This is a genomic window from Streptomyces sp. NPDC052043, from assembly GCF_044548235.1.
Lineage (GTDB): Bacteria > Actinomycetota > Actinomycetes > Streptomycetales > Streptomycetaceae > Streptomyces.
This window is the reverse complement of record NZ_JBIUBT010000005.1, coordinates 215,968-235,689: the sequence shown is the minus strand read 5'-3', so window position 1 is coordinate 235,689 and position 19,722 is coordinate 215,968. Positions and strand designations below refer to the sequence as shown.

Below are 19,722 nucleotides of genomic sequence, written 5' to 3'. Positions count from 1 at the left end.
CGCCCCGGGCGGGGACGCGCAGGGGCGGTGGTGCTTCAGCGGCCGAGCTCCTTGCGGGTGACGCGGCGCAGCCGGCGCCGCTGCGAGGGATCCAGGGCGAGGTACGCGGCGGCCGGGACTCCGAGCACTATCAGGACGGCGGCCCACCAGGGCAGCCAGATCAACAGGATGAGTCCGACCGCAACTCCCCCTGCGGCGATCTTCGCGTTCTTCGACATCTGTCGCCTCCTTCGCGGCCACTGCCGCTCTCTGTCGTGAGAACGGGTCCGGGCCCCCGGCGGTTCCGGACCGCGACCCTGAGACGTCCCTGAGGCGCACCCCTACTGGTCACGCCGGGCCACGCTTTTCGGCCCCGCACGAAGCCCCCGGTCCACCGCGCCCTGGAACGGCCCGTCCGTGCGGTGGCCAACGCCACCCCACGGAAGAGCCCACCGGGGCGCACGCACGGGTGCGCCCCGGTGGGAGGACGCCCCCGTGTCAGCCGCGTGCCGCGAGCAGGTGGTCCATCGCGAGCTGGTCGAGCCGCTCGAAGGCCATCCCGCGAGCGGCCGCCGCCTCGACGTCGAAGGCCTCGAAGGCCGAGCGGTCGGCGAGCAGCGCCTCCAGGCCGTCCGCCGCCGTGGGCTGCGCCAGCTGGTCGAGCCGGGCGGCCCGCAGGGCCTCCTGGACCTCCGGGTCGGCCCGGAAAGCGGCCGCACGGTCCTTGAGGATGAGGTAGTTGCGCATGCAGCCCGCGGCCGAGGCCCACACGCCGTCCAGGTCCTCGGTCCGCGGCGGCTTGAAGTCGAAGTGGCGCGGGCCCTCGTAGCCGGCGCTCTCCAGCAGGTCGACCAGCCAGAACGCGGAGCGCAGGTCACCGGCGCCGAAGCGCAGGTCCTGGTCGTACTTGATGCCGGACTGGCCGTTGAGGTCGATGTGGAAGAGCTTGCCCGCCCACAGCGCCTGGGCGATGCCGTGCGGGAAGTTGAGCCCGGCCATCTGCTCGTGGCCGACCTCGGGGTTGACGCCGTACAGCTCCGGGCGCTCCAGGCGCTCGATGAACGCGAGCGCGTGGCCGACGGTGGGCAGCAGGATGTCTCCGCGCGGCTCGTTCGGCTTGGGCTCGATGGCGAAGCGGATGTCGTAGCCCTGGGAGGTGACGTACTCGCCGAGGAGGTCGAAGCCCTCCTTCATGCGGTCCAGAGCGTCCCGCACGTCCTTGGCGGCGCCCGACTCCGCACCTTCGCGGCCGCCCCAGGCGACGTACGTCTTCGCGCCCAGTTCGACGGCCAGGTCGATGTTGCGGATCGTCTTGCGCAGCGCGTAGCGGCGGACGTCGCGGTCGTTGGCCGTGAACGCGCCGTCCTTGAAGACGGGGTGGGTGAAGAGGTTCGTGGTGGCCATCGGCACGGTCATGCCGGTCGCGTCGAGCGCCTGCCGGAAGCGCTTGATGTGCGACTCGCGCTCGGGGTCGGAGGACCCGAAGGGGATCAGGTCGTCGTCGTGGAAGGTCACGCCGTGTGCGCCGAGTTCGGCCAGGCGCTGCACCGTCTCGACCGGGTCGAGGGCGCGGCGCGTGGCGTCGCCGAACGGGTCCCGTCCCTGCCAGCCGACGGTCCACAGGCCGAAGGTGAACCTGTCCTCGGGGGTGGGCTGGTAGCTCATGCCGCGGCTCCTTGCTCGCTTGCGACTATTTCGTCATGGCGATTTACAAATTAGTATGCCGACGCATCCCTGGGAAGGGAACAGGGGCCCCGACCGGGACATCACCCGCGTCGCCGGGCCGTGTACACCATGAGAAGCGCAGGTCAGATCCCGCGAGCCGCGGAAAGAGGGAGAGCCGATGTCAGCAGCCGAGGGTCCGCTCGTCGTCGGTGTGGACTCGTCCACGCAGTCCACCAAGGTGCTCGTCGTCGACACGGCGACCGGACAGGTCGTGGCGAGCGGTCAGGCGCCGCACACCGTCTCGTCCGGTGACGGCCGCGAGAGCGACCCGCGCCAGTGGTGGGACGCTCTGTGCGAGGCGCTGCACCAGTGCGGGGAGGCGGCCCACGAGGCCGCCGCCGTGTCGATCGCCGGCCAGCAGCACGGACTCGTCACCCTGGACGCCGAGGGCGCCCCGGTGCGACCGGCCCTGCTGTGGAACGACGTGCGCTCGGCCCCGCAGGCCCGCCGTCTGGTCGAGGAGCTGGGCGGTCCGAAGGCCTGGGCGGAGCGCACCGGCAGCGTGCCGGGAGCCTCCTTCACGGTCACGAAGTGGGCCTGGCTGGCCGAGCACGAGCCGGAGGCCGCACGGTCGACGGCGGCGGTGCGCCTGCCGCACGACTACCTCACCCAGCATCTGACGGGCGAGGGTACGACCGACCGCTCGGACGCCTCGGGTACGGGCTGGTGGGCGTCCACGACCGAGGCCTACGACGAGGAGATCCTCGCCCACGTGGGGCTCGACCCGGCGCTGCTTCCCCGGCTGGTGCGCCCCGGCGAGGTGGCGGGGACCGTGCGCGACAGCCACGACCTGCCGTTCTCCAAGGGCACGCTGGTGGCGGCCGGCACCGGTGACAACGCCGCCGCCGCGCTGGGCCTCGGGCTGCGCCCGGGAACACCGGTGCTGAGCCTCGGCACCTCCGGCACGGTGTACGCGGTGTCGCGCCACCGGGCCGCCGACCCGTCGGGAACGGTGGCGGGTTTCGCCGACGCGCGCGGTGACTGGCTGCCGCTGGCCTGCACTCTCAACTGCACTCTCGCCGTCGACCGGGTCGCCGCCCTGCTCGGTCGGGATCGCGAGGCGGTGGAGCCCGGTACGTCCGTCACCCTGCTGCCCTACCTGGACGGCGAACGCACCCCGAATCTGCCGAACGCCTCGGGGCTGCTGCACGGGCTGCGCCACGACACCACGGCCGGACAGTTGCTGCAGGCCGCCTACGACGGCGCCGTGCACGCCCTGCTCGGCGCGCTGGACCTGGTGCTCGACCAGGACGCCGACCGCAGCACCCCGCTGCTGCTGATCGGCGGCGGCGCCCGGGGCACGGCCTGGCAGCAGACCGTACGGCGCCTGTCCGGACGGCCGGTGCAGATCCCCGAGGCCCGAGAGCTGGTCGCACTGGGCGCCGCGGCGCAGGCCGCGGGGCTGCTCACCGGCGAGGACCCGGCCGCGGTCGCGCGCCGCTGGCGAACGGCCGACGGCCCGGTGCTGGACGCGGTGGAACGCGACGAGACGACCTTGAACAGGATCTCCGGGGTACTCTCCGATGCGGCACCGCTGCTGGAGCGCGGGACGCGGACCCCCTGACGGACACCTGCTGACGGGCGGCCGCCCGACGGCCGCCCGCCCGCGCCGAACCGTTCGGCGCAAGACCGCCGGCGGACACCGACCGAGGACGACGGAGGCATGACCGCACCGCTGCACGAGGCCCGCCCGGCCGGTCCGGGGCGCGCACTGCCCGACACCCAGCAGGGCATGCGCCGCCGCAACCTCGCCCGGGTCATGCACACCGTCCGCGCCGAGGGGCCGCTGTCGCGGGCGGCGGTCGCCTCACGCATCGGACTGACCCGTGCCGCGGTGTCGACCCTCGTCGACGAACTCGTCCGGACCGGACTGCTGGAGGAGCTGGGACCCGAGCGGCCCGGCCGGGTGGGCCGCCCCGGTTCGGCCCTGGCCGTCAGCGGGCACGGCCCCGCCGGGGTGGGCGCGGAGGTCGGGGTCGACCACCTCGCGGCCTGCGTGGTCGACCTGCGCGGCCAGGTGCGGGCACGGGCCGTACGCCACGGAACGAACAGGGGCCGCTCCCCCGAACCCGTGACGAGCGAACTCACCGCGCTGATACGTCAGGTCGTCGCCGAGGCGGAGCGGCAGGACCTGTGGCCCGCGGGGCTCTCGGTCGCGGTGCCCGGCCTGGTCGCGCGGGACGGCCGCACGGTCGTGCGAGCTCCCAACCTCGACTGGAACGACACCGACCTCGGCGCCCTGCTGCCGCCCGGCCTGCCCCTGACGGTGGACAACGAGGCGAACTTCGGCGGGCTCGCGGAGCTCTGGCTCGGCAAGGACACGCCGCGTGACTTCCTGCATGTGTCGGCGGAGATCGGCATCGGCGCCGCCATGGTGGTCGACGGGCGGCTGCTGCGCGGAACGCGTGGTTTCGCGGGCGAGCTGGGGCACGTGCCGGTAGAACCGGAGGGGCCCGCGTGCCCCTGCGGCGGGCGCGGCTGCCTGGAGCAGTACGCGGGAGAGGAAGCCGTGCTGCGGGCCGCGGGTCTGGAGCCGGGCGAAGGCCGCGTCGGGCTGCTGGCCGCCCGCGCCGCCGAAGGCGACGAGAACGTACGGCGGGCCCTGCGCGACGCCGGCAGGGCGCTGGGAGTCGCGCTGACCGGGGCCGTCAATCTGCTCGACCCGCAAAGCGTCGTGCTGGGCGGCGCCCTGGCCGCCCTCGCGCCCTGGCTCCTGCCCTCCCTGGAGACCGAGTTGGCGAGCCGGACCGCGGGGCCCGCCTGTCCGGTCTCCGTGTCCCGGCTGGGCCCCGAGGGGCCGCTGCTGGGTGCCGCGCACGCGGTGGTGCGGGCAGTCCTCGACGACCCGGCGGCGGTGGCCGAACACGCCTGACCACAGGCCCGCTTCACCCGGTCGTGTGGCGGAGTTGTCCACAACTTCCCGGAAGTCCACCGAACCTCACCGGACCCTTCTGCCCAACCCACGTGCGCCGTACCGTGATTCACGCGAGGTACCGCCGTCGAGTCGGGTCGACAGCGGATCTCCGGTGGACGAAGGGGTTCACATGACAGGGGAAACACCGACTGTCCCGGACACGCACGTCCTGCCCGCCGGCCCGGCACACCGGCCGGTGGGCGCGTTCCGGATAGCGCGGCTCGATCCGGTGAAGTGACTCACGCGCGGCCATGGTTCGGCACGCCGTACGCCGGCCGGTCCGCCACCCGGGCCGATGAGCCTCGTTGACCGATCCGTGTGACACCGACCTCGCGTGCGCGGCCAAGCTCCGCGCGGAGCGGCCGTCGCTGAGCGAAACTCACCGCGGACCGCACGACCCCACCGCCCGCCGACGTCCCACCCCACCTCCCCACGGACACCCGCGCAACAACTCCCCCCACAGAAAGGCCACCGCCCATGGACCGGGCACGACCTCTCCCCAGCCGACGAAACCTGCTCAAGGGTGCCGTCCTGGCAGCCGTCCCCTACGCCTTACTGCCCACCGCACAGGCCGGCGCGCGCCCCCAGGCGGTCGACTACCCGGAGGCCGAGTGGCAGCCGGCGAGCAGCTCCAACTACACGGCGTCCAGTCGGCCCACGACCTACGCAGTGGACCGGGTGGTCATCCACGTCACCCAGGAGGAGTACGGCAGCACTCTGGCGATCTTCCAAAATCCGCAGAAGGGGGTGTCCGCGCACTATCTCGTCCGGTCCGCCGACGGACACGTCGCGCAGTGCGTCTCCGAGTCGGACGTCGCCTGGCACGCCGGGAACTGGGACTACAACACCCGCAGCGTCGGCATCGAACACGAGGGCTGGGTGGACGAGCCCGACTACTTCACCAACGCCCTGTACGAGGAGTCGGCCAGTCTCACCGCGGCGATCTGCGACAGATACCGCATCCCCAAGGACCGCGCGCACATCATCGGGCACTATGAAGTACCGGGCACGGACCACACCGACCCCGGGCCCAACTGGGACTGGGAGCGTTACATCAGACTGGTGAACTTCGCCTGACGGCGAGCCCGGTCGAAGAGGTTGCCCGGTCGCCCCCCGGGAGTGACGATGTCCGCAGCCGCATCGCCGTCCGGGGAGGCCGCTTTGACCGATCCGTGGGTGGCCCTGGAGCCGGGAGCCGACCCTGCCGAGCGCGTTCGGGCCCTGCGCCGGGCGCACGAGACGTTCACCGCGGTGGGCGCGGTGCCGCGCCCGGTGCGTCCGGTGGTGGCCGACTCGTGGCGGCGTTCCGCGCGGGCGGGTGTCGGGCCCGACGGCACGGCGAGCGTGGAACTCGCCGACGGCGACCTCGGCACCTACCGGGCGGAGCATCCGCTGGCGTCGGTGATGCCGCTGTTCCGTGAGCTGCTGGGCACGTTCGCCGCTGACGGGGAGCATCTGCTCGCGGTGTGCGACGCGCACGGCAGGCTGCTGTGGGTCGAGGGGCACCCGGAAACACGGCGCAATGCGGACCGGATGAACTTCGTACCGGGCGCACGCTGGTCGGAGTCCGCCGTCGGGACGAACGCGCCGGGCACGGCGGTCGCCCTGGACCGCCCGGTGCAGGTGTTCGCGGCCGAGCACTTCATCCGGCGCGTCCAGCCCTGGACGTGCGCGGCGGCCCCGGTGCACGATCCGCGCACGGGACAGGTGCTCGGCGCGGTGGACATCACCGGTGGGGACGGGCTCGCCCACCCGCACAGCCTCGGTTTCGTACGGGCGGTGGCGCGGGCCGCCGAGTCCGAGCTGGCGCTGCTCGCCCCGCGCCGGCCTGCCCCCGTCCCGGCCGAGCTGACCGCGCTCGGCCGGGACGAGGCCCGGCTGGTGGTCGGCGGCCGCGGTGTCCGGCTGAGCCGCCGGCACAGCGAGATCCTGGTGCTGCTGGCCCGTCATCCGGAGGGTCTGACCGGGGACGAGCTGCTGTGCGCGCTGTACGAGGACGAGTCGGTGACGCCGGTGACGCTGCGGGCCGAGCTGGCCCGGCTGCGCAGGGTGCTCGGCCCGGGTCTGCTCGCCTCGCGCCCGTACCGGCTGAGCGTTCCGGTCGGCTCGGACGTCGCGGCGGTCCAGCGCCGTCTGGAGACGGGGGCGGTCGCGGCGGCCGCCGCGGCGTACTCTGGTCCGCTGCTGCCCGGCTCGCAGGCTCCCGCGGTGGTGCGGCTGCGGCAGCGTCTCGCCGACGGGATGCGCAGCGCGCTGATCGCCCGTCGCGACCCCGACCTGCTGGCCGACTGGGCGCACGCGCCGTGGGGTGAGGACGACCTGGACGTGTGGCGGGCCCTGGTCAGCGTGCTGCCGACGGCAACGGCCCGGGCCCGGCTCGCCGCGCTCGAGGCGGAGTTGGCGGCGCCGCCCGGCTGGTCCCGTCCGGCTCCCCGCTGACGGCCCCGGGCCCGGCACCGCCCATCGGCGGCCCGCGCCGCAACGTCCTTGCAACGTCGGGGTGCCTAGCCTCGCGCCGAGAGCTGCCCAACGGCGGGCAGCGCTGCTGAGGGAGGCAGACCAGGATGACCCGTTACGCGGCGCCCGGCACCGAGGGCGCGATCGTCTCCTACCAGGCGCGCTACGACCACTTCATCGGCGGCGAGTACGTACCGCCGGCCCGCGGACAGTACTTCGAGAACCCCTCGCCGGTGAACGGACAGCCGTTCACGGAGGTCGCGCGCGGAACGGCGGAGGACGTCGAGCGAGGGCTGGACGCGGCGCACGCGGCCGCCCCGGGCTGGGGCCGCACGTCCGTGGCCGAACGCTCCGGCATCCTGCTGAAGATCGCCGACCGCATGGAGGCCAACCTCGAATCCCTGGCGGTCGCCGAGAGCTGGGAGAACGGCAAGCCGGTCCGTGAGACGCTGGCGGCCGACATCCCGCTGGCCATCGACCACTTCCGCTACTTCGCGGGCGCGATCAGGGCGCAGGAGGGTTCGCTCGGGGAGGTCGACCACGACACGGTGGCGTACCACTTCCACGAGCCGCTCGGGGTGGTCGCGCAGATCATCCCGTGGAACTTCCCGATCCTCATGGCCGCCTGGAAGCTGGCGCCCGCGCTCGCCGCGGGCAACGCGGTGGTGCTCAAGCCGGCCGAACAGACCCCGGCCTCGATCCACTACTGGATGAGCCTGGTCTCCGACCTACTGCCGCCCGGGGTGCTGAACATCGTCAACGGCTTCGGCGTGGAGGCCGGGAAGCCGCTCGCCTCCAGCCCTCGCGTGGCGAAGGTGGCGTTCACGGGCGAGACGACCACAGGGCGGCTGATCATGCAGTACGCCGCCGAGAACATCAAGCCGGTCACGCTGGAACTCGGCGGCAAGTCGCCGAACATCTTCTTCGACGACGTCTCGGCGGCCGACGACGACTTCCTCGACAAGGCGCTCGAGGGCTTCACGATGTTCGCACTCAACCAGGGCGAGGTGTGCACCTGCCCGTCCCGGGCGCTGATCCAGCGCGGCCACTACGCGGAGTTCGTCGAGGCGGCGGTCGCCCGCACCAAGCTCATCACGACGGGCCATCCCCTCGACACCGACACCATGATCGGCGCCCAGGCCTCCAACGACCAGCTGGAAAAGATCCTCTCCTACCTGGACATCGGCCGGCAGGAGGGAGCGCGCGTCCTGACCGGCGGCGAACGCATCGAGCACGAAGGTGAGCTGAAGGGCGGCTACTACGTCCAGCCGTCCATCTTCGAGGGCGACAACCGGATGCGGATCTTCCAGGAGGAGATCTTCGGCCCGGTGGTCTCGGTGACGTCCTTCGACGACTTCGACGACGCCATCAAGACCGCCAACGACACGCTGTACGGCCTCGGCGCGGGCGTGTGGACCCGGGACACCGGCACCGCCTACCGTGCGGGCCGCGCCATCCAGGCGGGCCGCGTCTGGACGAACTGCTACCACGCCTACCCCGCGCACTCCGCCTTCGGCGGCTACAAGCAGTCGGGAATCGGCCGCGAGACCCACAAGATGATGCTGGACCACTACCAGCAGACCAAGAACCTCCTGGTGTCGTACTCCCCGAAGAAGCTTGGCTTCTTCTAGAGCCTGAAGTCGGTTGCCTGGAGGGCATCGTTGCGCTCCAGGCAACCAGAAACCACGACTACACTCTGTAATCAAATAGGGTCTTCGTGCTGCTGTCCGACGTCCAAGGGAGCCCGGACCAGTCGCGGACCAAACGGCGCTGAAGGACATCACCCTCCGAGCTGCCCGCTCATGACCGCCGAGTCCATGAGAACGCTTTCTGGCACCGCATCGGATCGAAATGCCGGGCGTGCGTCCCCTCATTCGCGCACCGACCGTCGCATTGGCCCTCAGTGAGTGACGGTGGTGAGCGCTTCGGCGTACTGCTCGTCGGTCACCGGTTCCAGCCAGGTGGTGCCGTCGCCGTCGGCATCGCCGACGACCATGGCGATGTGCGCCATGAGGGTGGTGTCGGTGCCGCCGTGCCAGTGCTCCTCACCGGGCGGGCACTTGACGGTCTGGCCCGCGCTGACGCGTACGACGTCGCCGTCACGGGTGCCGACGAGGCCGACACCGTCGGTGATGTAGAGGGTCTGGCCGTTGGAGTGGGAGTGCCAGTTGGTGCGGGCACCGGGGGTGAAGCGGACCAGGGCGGTCGCCAGCCGGGCCGGCTCGGCAGGGGTCTCGATCATATTGAGGTAGACGTCGCCGGTGAAGCGCTCGGCGGGGGCCTTGGCGGTCGGGGTCTGCGTGACGATTTCCACGGAAGGTGTTCCTTGCTGTACGGCTGCGGGGAAGTGGTGTGCGGGTATCAGGCGTCGCGCTCTTCGGTGAGCTTCTTGAGTTGGTTGATCGCGGTCATGGCGTTGGGCCAGCCGGCGTAGAAGGCCAGGTGGGTAATGGCCTCGGAGAGTTCCTCGACGCTCAGGCCGTTCTCCAGCGCCACGCCCAGGTGGTAGGGCAGCTGTTCGCTGCGGTAGAGCGCGGCGAGGACACTGACGGTCACCAGACTGCGGTCGCGCGGTGACAGCCCGGGGCGCTCCCATACGTCACGGAAGAGCACCTCGTTGGTGACCTCGACGAGCTTGGGCGCGATCGCCTCCAGCTCCTTGGGCGCGGACTGCTTGGGCATGCTGTCACTCCTTGTTGCGTATCAGGTCGGTCCCGCCGGGGGGAGCCGCTCGCCGGCTCATGCTGGAGGTCCTCCTCGAGCGGGGCGAGGGGGCGTTCGGCCCCGGGAGCGGAATGGCGCGGGGTCAGGGCTTGAGGAGTGCCTTGATGGCTCGGCGCTCGTCCATGGCCTTGTAGCCCTCGGCGACCTGGTCGAGGGGCAGGATGAGGTCGAAGACCTTGCCCGGGTCGATCCGGCCGGTCACGACGCGTTCGATGAGGTCGGGCAGGTAGCGGCGCACTGGGGCGGGGCCGCCGCGCAGGCCCACGTGGGAGAAGAACAGCTCCTGCCCGTCGACTGCGACGTCGTGCGGGACGCCGACGAAGCCGACGTTGCCGCCGGGACGGGCGGAGTGCAGCGCCTGCTGCATGGCCTGGGCGGTGCCCACGCACTCGAGCACGCTGTCGGCGCCGATGCCGTCGGTGAGGTCCTTGATCCGGGCGATGCCCTCGTCGCCGCGCTCGGTGACGATGTCGGTGGCGCCGAACCCGCGGGCCAGCCTCTGCCGGGACTCATGGCGGCTCATGGCGATGATCCGCTCGGCGCCCATCTCCTTGGCGGCGATCACCGCGCACAGGCCGACCGCACCGTCTCCCACGACCACGGCGGTGGATCCGGGCTTCACCTCGGCGGCGTCAGCGGCCCACCAGCCGGTGCCCATGACGTCGGAGACGGCCAGCAGACCCGGCCACAGTTCCTCGCCCGGCACCTGGTCCGTGGCGACCAGGGTGCCCTGGGCGTTGGGGATACGGACGTAGTCGGCCTGGCAGGTGCTCATGAACTCGCGGTGCAGGCAGTTCGACGGGAAGCCGTTGCGGCAGTTGGCGCAGGTGTTGTCCGAGGTCGCGAACGAGCCGACGACGAACTGGCCCGGCTTCACGGCCGTGACCTCGGGACCGACCTCCTCGACGAAGCCGAGGTACTCGTGGCCCATCGGGTGGGCGTCGCCGATGGGCTCCAGGCCACGCCACGGCCACAGGTCGGAGCCGCACACACAGGTGACGGCCGTGCGGATGACCGCGTCGGTGGGGTGGAGGATCTTCGGGTCGTCCAGCGTCTCGAAGCGGACGTCACCGGGGGCGTGGATCACTGCGCCGCGCATGAGGGTTCCTTTGCTGCGTGAAGTCGGACCGAAGCGGTCCGCGTACGACCGTCCCCGGCTCGCGAGGTGTCCGTGCGCCGGGGTCAGGCGGCCCCGTCGCCGCCGACGGGCGGCCGGGGACAACGCCTCGTCCCCCAGGTAACCGCCCTTCGTGGCGGCCAGCCAGTCACCGTCGATGGGTGTACCGGCAGTACATCCCTCGCACGCCCCGCTGCACGTACGGTCGAGGGGTGGACAACCAACAGGAGGTCCGCGAGTTCCTCACCTCGCGGCGTGCCAAGATCACCCCCGAGCAGGCCGGACTGCCCTCCGGGACCCGGCGCCGCGTCCCCGGGCTGCGCCGCAGCGAGGTCGCAGCCCTCGCCGACATGAGCGTGGAGTACTACGCCAAGCTCGAACGCGGCAATCTCGCCGGCGTCTCCCCCACCGTCCTCGAGTCCGTCGCCCGCGCCCTCCGGCTCGATGACGCCGAACGTGCCCACCTCCTCCATCTGGCCCAGGCCGCCGACGGCTCCGACACCCTCATCCGCCCCCGACGTCGACGCCCCGCCCGGCAGTGGACCCCGCACCGCAGCCTGCAGTGGACGCTCGACGCGATCACCGCAGGCCCCGCCTTCGTCCGCAACGGCCGCATGGACATCCTCGGCACCAACGCGCTCGCCCGCGCCTTCTACAGCGACGTCTACGCGAACCCCCACAACCAGGCGAACCTCGCCCGCTTCACCTTCCTGGACCCCGCGTCCCGCCGCTTCTACCCCGACTGGGGCCTCGCTGCCGACGTCACCGTCGCGATCCTGCGCACCGAGGCCGGCCGCAACCCCCACGACAAGGAGCTGCACGACCTCGTCGGCGAGCTCTCCACCCGCAGCGACGACTTCCGCACCCGCTGGGGCGCCCACAACGTCCGCCACCACGGCACCGGCACCAAGAACTTCCACCACGAGGCCGTCGGAGATATCACCCTCGCCTACGAGGGCCTGGAGATGGCGGCCGAACCCGGCCTCACCGTCACCATCTACACCGCCGAACCCGGCTCACCCTCTGAAGAGGGCCTGCGCCTGCTCGCCTCCTGGGCCGCGACCCAGGAGGCCCTCGCCGGGCGGCCGCGCGAGAACTGACCTCCCTCCCCGCGGCGCAGCGCACTCATCGGCGCCGGCCAGGGCCTGACGCCGGCCCCGCTGACCTCCAGCGGTGTCGACGGCGTCGCCCCCCGCGGACGCGGGGGCCGGATCGGGCCTGGTCAACACCGTGCACCAGATCGGCAGCGCACTGAGCCTGAGCATCCTGACCGCCGTCGCAGCCTCCGTCTCCACCGGCCATGCGGCCAGCGACATCGCGGCCCGCTCGGGAACGGCCCTGACCGGCTCAGCCGTCCTGCTCGCGCCGGCGGTCGTGACCGTCCTACCTCGTCCTGACCGAGGCCGGGGTCAAGGAGCCGATCGTCTTCCAGGAGGAGGCCAGTACCTCCAGCCGCCTCCACCCGCTTCAACGTCCGAAGTTCTGCGGGCTGCTCACGTACACGCGGCCGGGCGACACGGTGTGCATCTCCGGCTGCGGGACGCCGAGGCGAAGGGCATCAACGGTGGGCGCTATCTGGACGGCTGGTCCATCGCGCCGTCTCTCCGGGGACTTGAATGCGGCGGCACACCGCGCAGAACCGGCTGGTTCGTTCAAGGGGTCTTGCTACTCGCCGGTCGTAGATGTGGAAACGTCTCACCCTGGGACGACGACAAGTTCCTTCCGCAAGAGCGCGACTGAACGGGCGGGGCACGACGGGGTCGCCGAACACTCCCCGACCTGCAACGCTGTTGTTGTGACCGCTTCCATCCACTGAGAGTCCCTCGGCGCGCGTATGGCCGCGGAGTTCGGAGTTCCGGCAATGCTTTTCGACGTCGCCCGCGGCGGACTCGCCGACATCTTCGGCGAGGGCCGGCTCACAACCCTGCACGCCACCGCCTTTCCGCCCTCCGCCGCGGAGACTGAGGGCGCCCGCCTCCTGCAGACCGTCGGCGTCCCGACCGGGGTGCTCTGGCCGCGTGAACCCGACGAGGACACCGGTCGGCTGCCCCTCGTCCAGGAACTCCTCGACACCGAGGACTTCGAGGACGCCGCCCAGGACGCAGGCGGGTGGCCCGTCATCGGCTGGCTGCTGAACGCCCACCTCGCCCTCGACCCCGCCTCCGGCAAGGTCCACGCCTTCGACGCCGACGGAGAGCACGTCCAGGAACTCCACACGGACATCTCCTCCCTCGTCCAGGTCACCCTCCTGTTCCAACGCCTGCTCGAGGAGTTCACTTTCAGCGGCAACGACGGCGACGAGGAAGGCGACTTCGAGCGCCTGGAGCGCGAGGTCGAGCGAATCCGGCAGGAGACGAGCAGCATCGACCCGCTCCCCTTCCAGGACAACGAGACCGTCTGGTCGGTGGTCGGCGAGGAGATCGCCGCGGGCCAGCGCTTCAAGGGCGACAGCCCGGGAGCCCGCTCGCTCTACGGGTGATGTGAACACTCGGTCCCCCTGCGCACCCGGCGGCGGATGCCGCCCGGACGGAGCCATCGACGCAGACGGACGCTACGCCGCGGTGCGCCGCGCCTGCGGGGTTCGGGCGGACATGCCGTGGGTGGAAGCATGCGCGCCGACGAAGGCGACCCCCTGCGCCGAAGGCCGGGAAAGAGCCTGCCCCGGCCAAAAGGTGCCCCTATGCCGCGGTCAAGACATCTCAGGGGGCTAGGAAGTCAAGCTGGCTCCTCGGTAGTCGGCTTGCAGGCCAGGAAACTGGCGAACTTCCAGTTCAGTTTCTCGTCGGGCTCCTGCACCAGCTGGGCGGTGATGGTGAATTCCGCCTGGTTCAGTAGCTCAGCGAGCTGGTGTGTGGGCAGTCGATACGACGCGTAGGACACGGGGTGGCCGCCATAGCCGTGTGTTGGACGGCGGTGCTCACCGGTGCCTACGTGGCCAGCGAGGAGGAGATGTCCGCCGGGTGCGAGGGTGCGGTGGAACTCGGCGAACACGACCGGCAGCAGCTCCGGAGGTGTGTGGTGGGTGGAGTAGTACGCCAGGATGCCGCCGAGCGTGTTGTCCTCGATCTCCAGCGCGGTCATGGAGCCCACGGAGAAGCGCAGGTCCGGATAGGCGCTTCGGGCCAGTTCGATCATCTTGGGGGACACATCGATGCCGAATGCAGAAACCCCGAGTCCGGCCATGTGCGCCGTCACTCTTCCGGGTCCGCAGCCCAGGTCCGCGACCGGTCCTCGGCCGGATGCCTGCACCAGCTCGGCGAAGGCGGTCAGCATCGAGCGTGACAGGGGGTCCAGCTCAGACGGGGTCTTGACGAGGGCGGCGTAGTCGTCGGCCACGGTGTCGTACGACTCCCGGACCGCAGCAAGGTAGGAAGGCTCAGTCACGCGGCGAATCTAGACGGGTGCACTGACAGCGCCTGTGACCGATGGCCGGCTCACGCAGTTGAGAAGGCCCAGAGGAAGCCCGCGTGCATGAGCCGGTTGTTCTTGACGAAACGGCGGCCGACGAAGCGTTTCTTGCCGGATGCGCGGGTGATCGGGGCGGAGCCGGCGTAGGACTTGAGTGCTCTGGCGTCGGCGAAGCGGGTCCGGTCGGCGCCGATCTCGGCGAGGACGCGGGCTGCGAGCTGGGGACCGTGGCCGCTACCCAGCACCTCTCCAAAGACCAAGCAGAGCAGCACGGCGGCAATGTCACCTTGTGGGGTCGGGCGCTGCTGACGGCGGCCCGTCGCCCCGCACTCTGCGGGGCGACGGCTCACCGCACGCCCGCTCGACGAGCAGGCAGCAGGGCGCGCAGATAACGCCGCCGGAAGAACCGCTGCGCGACCAGCAGCACCGGGAAAACCAGGCGCCACGGCCCGTGCGGGGCGGCACGGGTCAGCGAGCGGATCGTCAGTGCGACCGTGCCGTCGGGGGACCGGTGGACGACGAAGGCCTCCTCGCCGCTCACGGGATGACCGGGCAGGGTGCCGTAGGAGAAGCCGCAGCGGTCCGGGGTGTCGACGACGGCGACGACCCGGACGGGCTCCCGCACCACAAACGGACCGAACGCCGCCGTGATGCGGTACTCGGCCCCGTCGACGACCCGGCCCCCGGCACCGTCGCGGCCCGTCACTGTGAAGCCACTGCGCCGCTTGACGCCCCAGCGCAGCACCGCGTCCGCCGCGGCGTGCCAGTCAGTGTCCCCGCGCCCGATGACGACGGTACGGGTGTAGGGGCGCAGACCTGTGATCCCCACCGGCCAGGGCTCTTCGGCGGGCCGGGTCGCACCGGCCTGCCCGTAAGTGAGTTCACCCGACGACGAGCCGCGTCTCGTACGGCTGTTGGGCATGGCGTTCCTGTTCGGAAGGGTCGACGGGCCATGAGCCTAACGTGACCGTGGTGCTGGACCATTTTTGAGGGACCGGAGGCCGTACGCCCGCGACAGAGGCACAGCACGGTCTCGACGTCGCCGCACAAACGGCCGCGAGCGCCACCCGGCCGCCAGGACGAGCTCGACCGCCCGCACAGCAGGAAGTTGCGACATGGGAAAGAGGCGGGACCCCGGTGCTGGCCGAGGCCCCGCTCCTTGGCCGTACGCGCGCACGCTTGCCGGGCCGACGAGCTGCCGTCGCCGGAATGGCCTGGACTGTTGAGGGTCGGTGGCGGCGGTTCAGCGCCCGGTCGGCGCATGGCAGGTCAGGTCCCTGGCCGGGAATTGGCCCGTGGTCAGGTAGGCGTTGGCGACCTCGTCCGCACAGGACCCCGCGCCGTAGACGCCGTGGCCCTCTCCCTCCGCGACGGTGACCATGCGGGAGCCCCGCAGGGCCCGGTGCATGTTCCGGGCGGCTGTCAGGGGTGTCTGCGGATCCCATTCGTTCTGCAGTATCAGCGCCTTGACGTCGTTGTTCACGGTGGTCGGGGTCTCGCTGCCCTGCTTCCAGAAGGCGCACGGTTTGATGTTGGACGCGAAGTCGCCGTACAGCGGATACCGGGCCTTGTCGCGGACGGCGTCGCGCCGGTACTGCTCGGGGTCGCGCGGCCATGTGGCGGAGGTGTCACCGCACATGACCGCCAAGAGGCCCGCGATCTCGTTCTCCGGGGGAAGTTCGGGGTCGGGTGCCGGCGTGGCGGGCTCGGCGCCCTCGGTAGCCTTCTTCAGCTCGGCGACCCAGGCGGCGGCCTTCTGCTCCTGGAAGAAGATGTCGCGCGCGGAGCGGATGTCGTCACCGGTGAGGAGCCCCTCGTCGGTGACGACGGGTTTGCGGTTCGCCTGGGCGACGATGTCCCAGAAGGTCCCGCGGACCTCGGCCGGGGTCGTGCCGAGCTGATAGGCCGTGTGCCGGCGGGCGGTCCACTCGCTCCACCTCACGAAAGCGGGTTCGGTCCCCTCCGCCATCTGCTGAAAGGTGCCGCGTCCGTACCGCACGGGGTCGACCGCGCTGTCCAGCACGAACCGGTCGGCCCGCTGGGGAAACAGCTGCATGTAGACGGCACCGAGATAGGTGCCGTACGAGCCTGCGTAGTAGGAGATCTTCCTCTCTCCCAGTGCGGCGCGCACGACGTCCATGTCGCGTGCGGTGTTGCGGGTGGTGATGTGCCGCAGCTTGTCACCCTCTTCGGCTGCGCACTTGTGTGCCACCAGGCGTGCCCACCGCACGTCCTTCGCGAAGGTCTTGGCGTAGTACGCGCGGTCGAAGTTCAATTCGTCAGAGGACAGACCGCAGCTGAGCGGAGAGCTCTGCCCGATACCCCTCGGATCGAACCCGATGAGGTCGTACCGCCTTTTCACCTCTTGGGGAAGGTACGCCTCCAAGACGACCGGAAGGCCCAGGCCCGGCGCACCGGGGCCGCCGGGGTTGAACAGCAGCACGCCACGGCGTTCCTTTGGACTGCTCGCCTTCAACCGGTTCACCGCGATGTCGAGTTGCCTGCCGCCGGGGTCGTCGTAGTCCAGCGGCACCTTGAGAGTCGCGCACTGAAACGTGGCGGGCGTCTTCGCGTCGCAGTGCCGCCAGTGGAGCTTCTGCTGTGTGTACTGCCGCATGGGGTCGTTGGCGATAGCCCCGGAAACCGCGAAGGTCGTCTCGGGTGTCAGCGTCGCGGCCAAGGTCGCTGCGGTGCAGACAACCAGAAGAGACGCCATGCGCTTGTTGCGCATCTTGCGTGTATTTGGCACCGGGATGCTCTTCCTTATCGGTGATGGGGCACAGGGGCTCGGCTTGTCGCCGCTCAGTTCGCGGCGAGGTGCCGGCGGACGCACTGCGCGTATTGCTGGAGGCTGTCGGGCTGGTAGCACGCCTGCGTTCTGTTCGCGTACCAGGCCATGAAGAGGGCGAACAGCACGGACACGACGATCGCGAGGAACGAAGCCAGCACGCCGGTCACGGCCTTGCCCCGGCCGACTCCGGTCCGCTTGGCCGTCCTCAGGCCCAGGGCGCCTAGGACCACGCCGATGGCGCCGAGCAGCCCACCGACGAAGATGATCGAGGTGAACAGGCCGGTGACGCCCAGCGTCATGGCCGCCGTGGCCAGCCCGTTCCTGGCGGACTGAGGCCGCATGCCGGCCACGGGGCCCCCGGGTGGCTCCGACGTCATCCTCACCGGCGCAGCCCCGGCCGTCGCCATGTACTGCGGCACCGCCGCCGTCCTTCGCGTCTTCATCCGCTGTCCTCCCGTTTCGATGGGGCAGGACACGATCATGGAAGCGGGAGGTGGGCGGGCGCATCGCGAGAAGGCGTGGGAAAGCCCTCCCCCGATCGGGGGAGGGCCCCTGTGCACCGGCCCGCCATACTTGCCGACTATGATCAGGGCAATCCGGCCGTTCCTGCGCGGCTCCACATATTCGGGCGCGCTGTTCGCCTTCCTCGGCGCTATGGCGAGCGCTCCGCTGCTGCCTCCCGCCGTGCTCCCTGCTCTGGTGTGGCCCTCCGCTCCGTATGGAATGCGGGCTGCTCTGGCCCTGCTGGTCTGGGCGGCCCTGATCACTGCGGTCGGCCTCGTCCCCGCCACGCGGCGGGTGCTGATCGCGTCCGCGCGCCGCCTGCTGAAGGTGCAGTTGCCGGACCCGGTGCCGGTACGCAGACCTGCCGGCTCACCCGGTGCTGGTCCGGCTCCTGCTGTGCCGGATCCTGCCGTGCCGTCCGGTGCCGACCGCCTGCGGACTCCTGCCTGGCTGCTGCTGCACGTGGCACTCGGGTGGACGGGGACACTGGCGAGCAGTGTGCTGTTCCTGATGGGTCTGGCCCTCCCGGGGCATTGGACGGGCAGCGATACGGAGATCGTTCTGCTCGACTGGACGCTGCGGCCGGAGCAGGGCTGGCAGAGCTGGGTGACGGCGATCGTCTGCGTGCTGCTGGCGGTGCTCGTGTGCGTGGCGATGTCGAGTGCTCTACGGTGGCTGGCGCCACGCCTGTTGGGGCCGTCGTCCGCCGAGCGCCTCATGCTGGCGGCCGAACGGGAGCAGCGCCTGGCCGAACGCAACCGGCTGGCCCACGAGTTGCACGACTCGATCGGGCACACGCTGACGGCGGCGACGATCCAGGCGGCAGTGGCGGGCGAGGTGCTCGCCGCCGACCCGGTGGCAGCCCGAGCCGCCCTGCGCAGCATCGAGGAGTCGACCCGGGCCGCGCTTGAGGACCTGGACTACGTGCTGGGCGTACTGCGTGAGGAGCAGGCGGAGACGGCGCCGGTCCGGACGTTGGCCGATCTGCCCGAACTGCTCGACCGATTGCGGCACACGGGCGCCAGGGTCGAGCCGGACCTGACCGGTGACCTGGCACAGGTGCAGGGCACGCTGTCCCGCGCGGCGTACCGGATCCTGCAGGAGGGGCTGACGAACGCGCTGCGGCACGGGGGCGGCGGTCCGATCCAGGTCGAGGTGGCCGCCACGCAGGACGGACTGCGGCTCAGTGTGGTCAACCGGACCGGCCAGGAGAAGAGCACGGGCGCGGGTGCGGACCGGGGCGTCTTTCCGACGTCCGGGCACGGTCTGCCCGGCCTCGCCGAGCGCGTACGGCTGCTGCACGGCGAGTTCGAGGCGGGCCCCCATGGGGCGGAGCACTGGCGGCTGGCGGTCCACCTGCCGGTACGGGTGTCGGCATGACCGGCCCGGAATCGGCAGCCGCTGCCGCGACTGACACCGCCACCGCCGGGCCCGCCACCACCCCCGTCACCCTCCTGATCGCGGACGACGACGAGGTGACCCGCAGCGGTCTGCGCACACTGCTCGCGGCACAGCCACAGATCTCGGTCGTCGGGGAGGCCGCCGACGGTGTAGAGGCAGTCGAGCAGGCACGGCTGCTGCGGCCGGACGTGATCCTGATGGACGTGCGCATGCCGCGCCGCAACGGGATCGAAGCCACGCGGCAACTCCTCGCCAAGTCGGTCGACCCGCCGAAGGTCGTGGTGATCACCACCTTCGAGAACGACGACTACGTCACCGCCGCGCTCAGCGCGGGGGCGAGCGGGTTCGTGCTCAAACGGCGTCCGGTCCGGCAGATCGCGGAGGCGGTGCGGATCGTGGCGGCAGGGGAGACGATCCTCTTCCCGGCGGCCCTGCGCCAGATGGTCACCGCCCGCCCCCTGAGCTCGGCCGAGGCGTTGCCGAAAGCGGCCCTGACGGGGCGCGAGGAGGCGGTGCTGCGGATGATGGCCACCGGCCAGTCCAACCCCGAGATCGCCCGGGTGCTCACGGTGAGCCTGGAGACCGTGAAAACCCACGTCGGAAACGTCCTGAGCAAGCTCGGCGCGCAGAACCGAACCCACGCGGTGGTGATCGCGTACGAATCCGGCCTGGTGATGCCGGGATTCACCACCTGACCTCCGA

The 19,722-nt window shown here is 71.2% G+C and carries 18 protein-coding genes and 1 pseudogene; 9 read left to right on the top strand and 10 right to left on the bottom strand.

All coding sequences use genetic code 11. The annotated features are described in order from the left end of the window. Positions 1-35 precede the first annotated feature (35 nt). Together ACIHCX_RS15370 and xylA are read right to left on the bottom strand one after the other, a co-directional pair. On the bottom strand, positions 36-218 hold the full coding sequence (locus ACIHCX_RS15370; protein ID WP_141363527.1) for a hypothetical protein: 183 nt from the start codon (positions 216-218) through the stop codon (positions 36-38). 259 nt (positions 219-477) lie between these two features. After that, positions 478-1,644, bottom strand: a complete 1,167-nt coding sequence (gene xylA / locus ACIHCX_RS15365) for a xylose isomerase (RefSeq protein ID WP_400029464.1) — start codon at positions 1,642-1,644, stop codon at positions 478-480. A 178-nt stretch (positions 1,645-1,822) separates the two neighbouring features. On the opposite strand from xylA, the gene xylB reads away from it, so the two are divergent. The 5 genes from xylB to ACIHCX_RS15340 all read left to right on the top strand — a co-directional run bounded on the left by xylB (position 1,823) and on the right by ACIHCX_RS15340 (position 8,706). Continuing rightward, positions 1,823-3,268 carry a xylulokinase gene (gene xylB / locus ACIHCX_RS15360; protein WP_400029462.1) on the top strand — a complete coding sequence of 482 codons (1,446 nt, stop codon included), beginning with the start codon at positions 1,823-1,825 and terminating at the stop codon, positions 3,266-3,268. 99 nt (positions 3,269-3,367) lie between these two features. Next, a complete protein-coding gene (locus ACIHCX_RS15355) occupies positions 3,368-4,576 on the top strand; it encodes an ROK family protein (protein ID WP_400029461.1) in 1,209 nt (402 codons plus the stop codon). A 519-nt stretch (positions 4,577-5,095) separates the two neighbouring features. Continuing rightward, complete coding sequence (locus ACIHCX_RS15350) at positions 5,096-5,695, top strand: N-acetylmuramoyl-L-alanine amidase (RefSeq protein WP_400029459.1); 600 nt, start codon at positions 5,096-5,098, stop codon at positions 5,693-5,695. 48 nt (positions 5,696-5,743) lie between these two features. Then, positions 5,744-7,057 carry a GAF domain-containing protein gene (locus ACIHCX_RS15345; protein WP_400029457.1) on the top strand — a complete coding sequence of 438 codons (1,314 nt, stop codon included), beginning with the start codon at positions 5,744-5,746 and terminating at the stop codon, positions 7,055-7,057. Between the two features lie 125 nt (positions 7,058-7,182). After that, positions 7,183-8,706: an aldehyde dehydrogenase family protein gene (locus ACIHCX_RS15340; RefSeq protein WP_400029455.1), complete on the top strand. Its 1,524-nt coding sequence runs from the start codon at positions 7,183-7,185 to the stop codon at positions 8,704-8,706. Positions 8,707-8,975: 269 nt separating this feature from the next. On the opposite strand, the gene ACIHCX_RS15335 is transcribed toward ACIHCX_RS15340, so the two are convergent. The 3 genes from ACIHCX_RS15335 to ACIHCX_RS15325 all read right to left on the bottom strand — a co-directional run bounded on the left by ACIHCX_RS15335 (position 8,976) and on the right by ACIHCX_RS15325 (position 10,898). Next, positions 8,976-9,389, bottom strand: a complete 414-nt coding sequence (locus tag ACIHCX_RS15335) for a cupin domain-containing protein (RefSeq protein WP_400029452.1) — start codon at positions 9,387-9,389, stop codon at positions 8,976-8,978. 47 nt (positions 9,390-9,436) lie between these two features. Continuing rightward, positions 9,437-9,757 (bottom strand): carboxymuconolactone decarboxylase family protein, encoded by a 321-nt coding sequence (locus tag ACIHCX_RS15330; RefSeq protein WP_400029451.1) that lies wholly within the window; start codon positions 9,755-9,757, stop codon positions 9,437-9,439. A gap of 124 nt (positions 9,758-9,881) precedes the next feature. Continuing rightward, on the bottom strand, positions 9,882-10,898 hold the full coding sequence (locus ACIHCX_RS15325; RefSeq protein WP_400029450.1) for a zinc-dependent alcohol dehydrogenase family protein: 1,017 nt from the start codon (positions 10,896-10,898) through the stop codon (positions 9,882-9,884). A gap of 230 nt (positions 10,899-11,128) precedes the next feature. Here ACIHCX_RS15325 and ACIHCX_RS15320 point away from each other — a divergent pair, with 230 nt between their 5' ends. After that, positions 11,129-12,016 (top strand): helix-turn-helix transcriptional regulator, encoded by an 888-nt coding sequence (locus ACIHCX_RS15320; RefSeq protein WP_400029449.1) that lies wholly within the window; start codon positions 11,129-11,131, stop codon positions 12,014-12,016. A 761-nt stretch (positions 12,017-12,777) separates the two neighbouring features. Then, entirely contained in the window at positions 12,778-13,395 is a 618-nt protein-coding gene (locus tag ACIHCX_RS15315) for an SUKH-4 family immunity protein (RefSeq protein WP_400029448.1), read from the top strand. Positions 13,396-13,631: 236 nt separating this feature from the next. On the opposite strand, the gene ACIHCX_RS15310 is transcribed toward ACIHCX_RS15315, so the two are convergent. The 5 genes and pseudogenes from ACIHCX_RS15310 to ACIHCX_RS15290 all read right to left on the bottom strand — a co-directional run bounded on the left by ACIHCX_RS15310 (position 13,632) and on the right by ACIHCX_RS15290 (position 17,456). Continuing rightward, a complete protein-coding gene (locus tag ACIHCX_RS15310) occupies positions 13,632-14,300 on the bottom strand; it encodes a class I SAM-dependent methyltransferase (RefSeq protein WP_400029447.1) in 669 nt (222 codons plus the stop codon). 59 nt (positions 14,301-14,359) lie between these two features. Further along, positions 14,360-14,557, bottom strand: a pseudogene (locus ACIHCX_RS15305) (transposase); the annotation flags it as partial. Between the two features lie 113 nt (positions 14,558-14,670). Then, positions 14,671-15,246: a DUF1990 family protein gene (locus ACIHCX_RS15300; protein WP_400029446.1), complete on the bottom strand. Its 576-nt coding sequence runs from the start codon at positions 15,244-15,246 to the stop codon at positions 14,671-14,673. A 321-nt stretch (positions 15,247-15,567) separates the two neighbouring features. After that, positions 15,568-17,055 (bottom strand): alpha/beta hydrolase, encoded by a 1,488-nt coding sequence (locus ACIHCX_RS15295; RefSeq protein ID WP_400029965.1) that lies wholly within the window; start codon positions 17,053-17,055, stop codon positions 15,568-15,570. Positions 17,056-17,126: 71 nt separating this feature from the next. Continuing rightward, positions 17,127-17,456, bottom strand: coding sequence for a DUF4190 domain-containing protein (locus ACIHCX_RS15290; protein ID WP_400029445.1), 330 nt, complete (start codon positions 17,454-17,456; stop codon positions 17,127-17,129). A gap of 241 nt (positions 17,457-17,697) precedes the next feature. Between ACIHCX_RS15290 and ACIHCX_RS15285 the strand changes: the two genes are divergently transcribed. Together ACIHCX_RS15285 and ACIHCX_RS15280 are read left to right on the top strand one after the other, a co-directional pair. Next, entirely contained in the window at positions 17,698-18,999 is a 1,302-nt protein-coding gene (locus ACIHCX_RS15285; RefSeq protein ID WP_400029444.1) for a sensor histidine kinase, read from the top strand. Continuing rightward, positions 18,996-19,715, top strand: coding sequence for a response regulator (locus tag ACIHCX_RS15280; RefSeq protein WP_400029443.1), 720 nt, complete (start codon positions 18,996-18,998; stop codon positions 19,713-19,715). The genes ACIHCX_RS15285 and ACIHCX_RS15280 overlap by 4 nt, the downstream gene beginning before the upstream one ends. Positions 19,716-19,722: the final 7 nt, after the last annotated feature.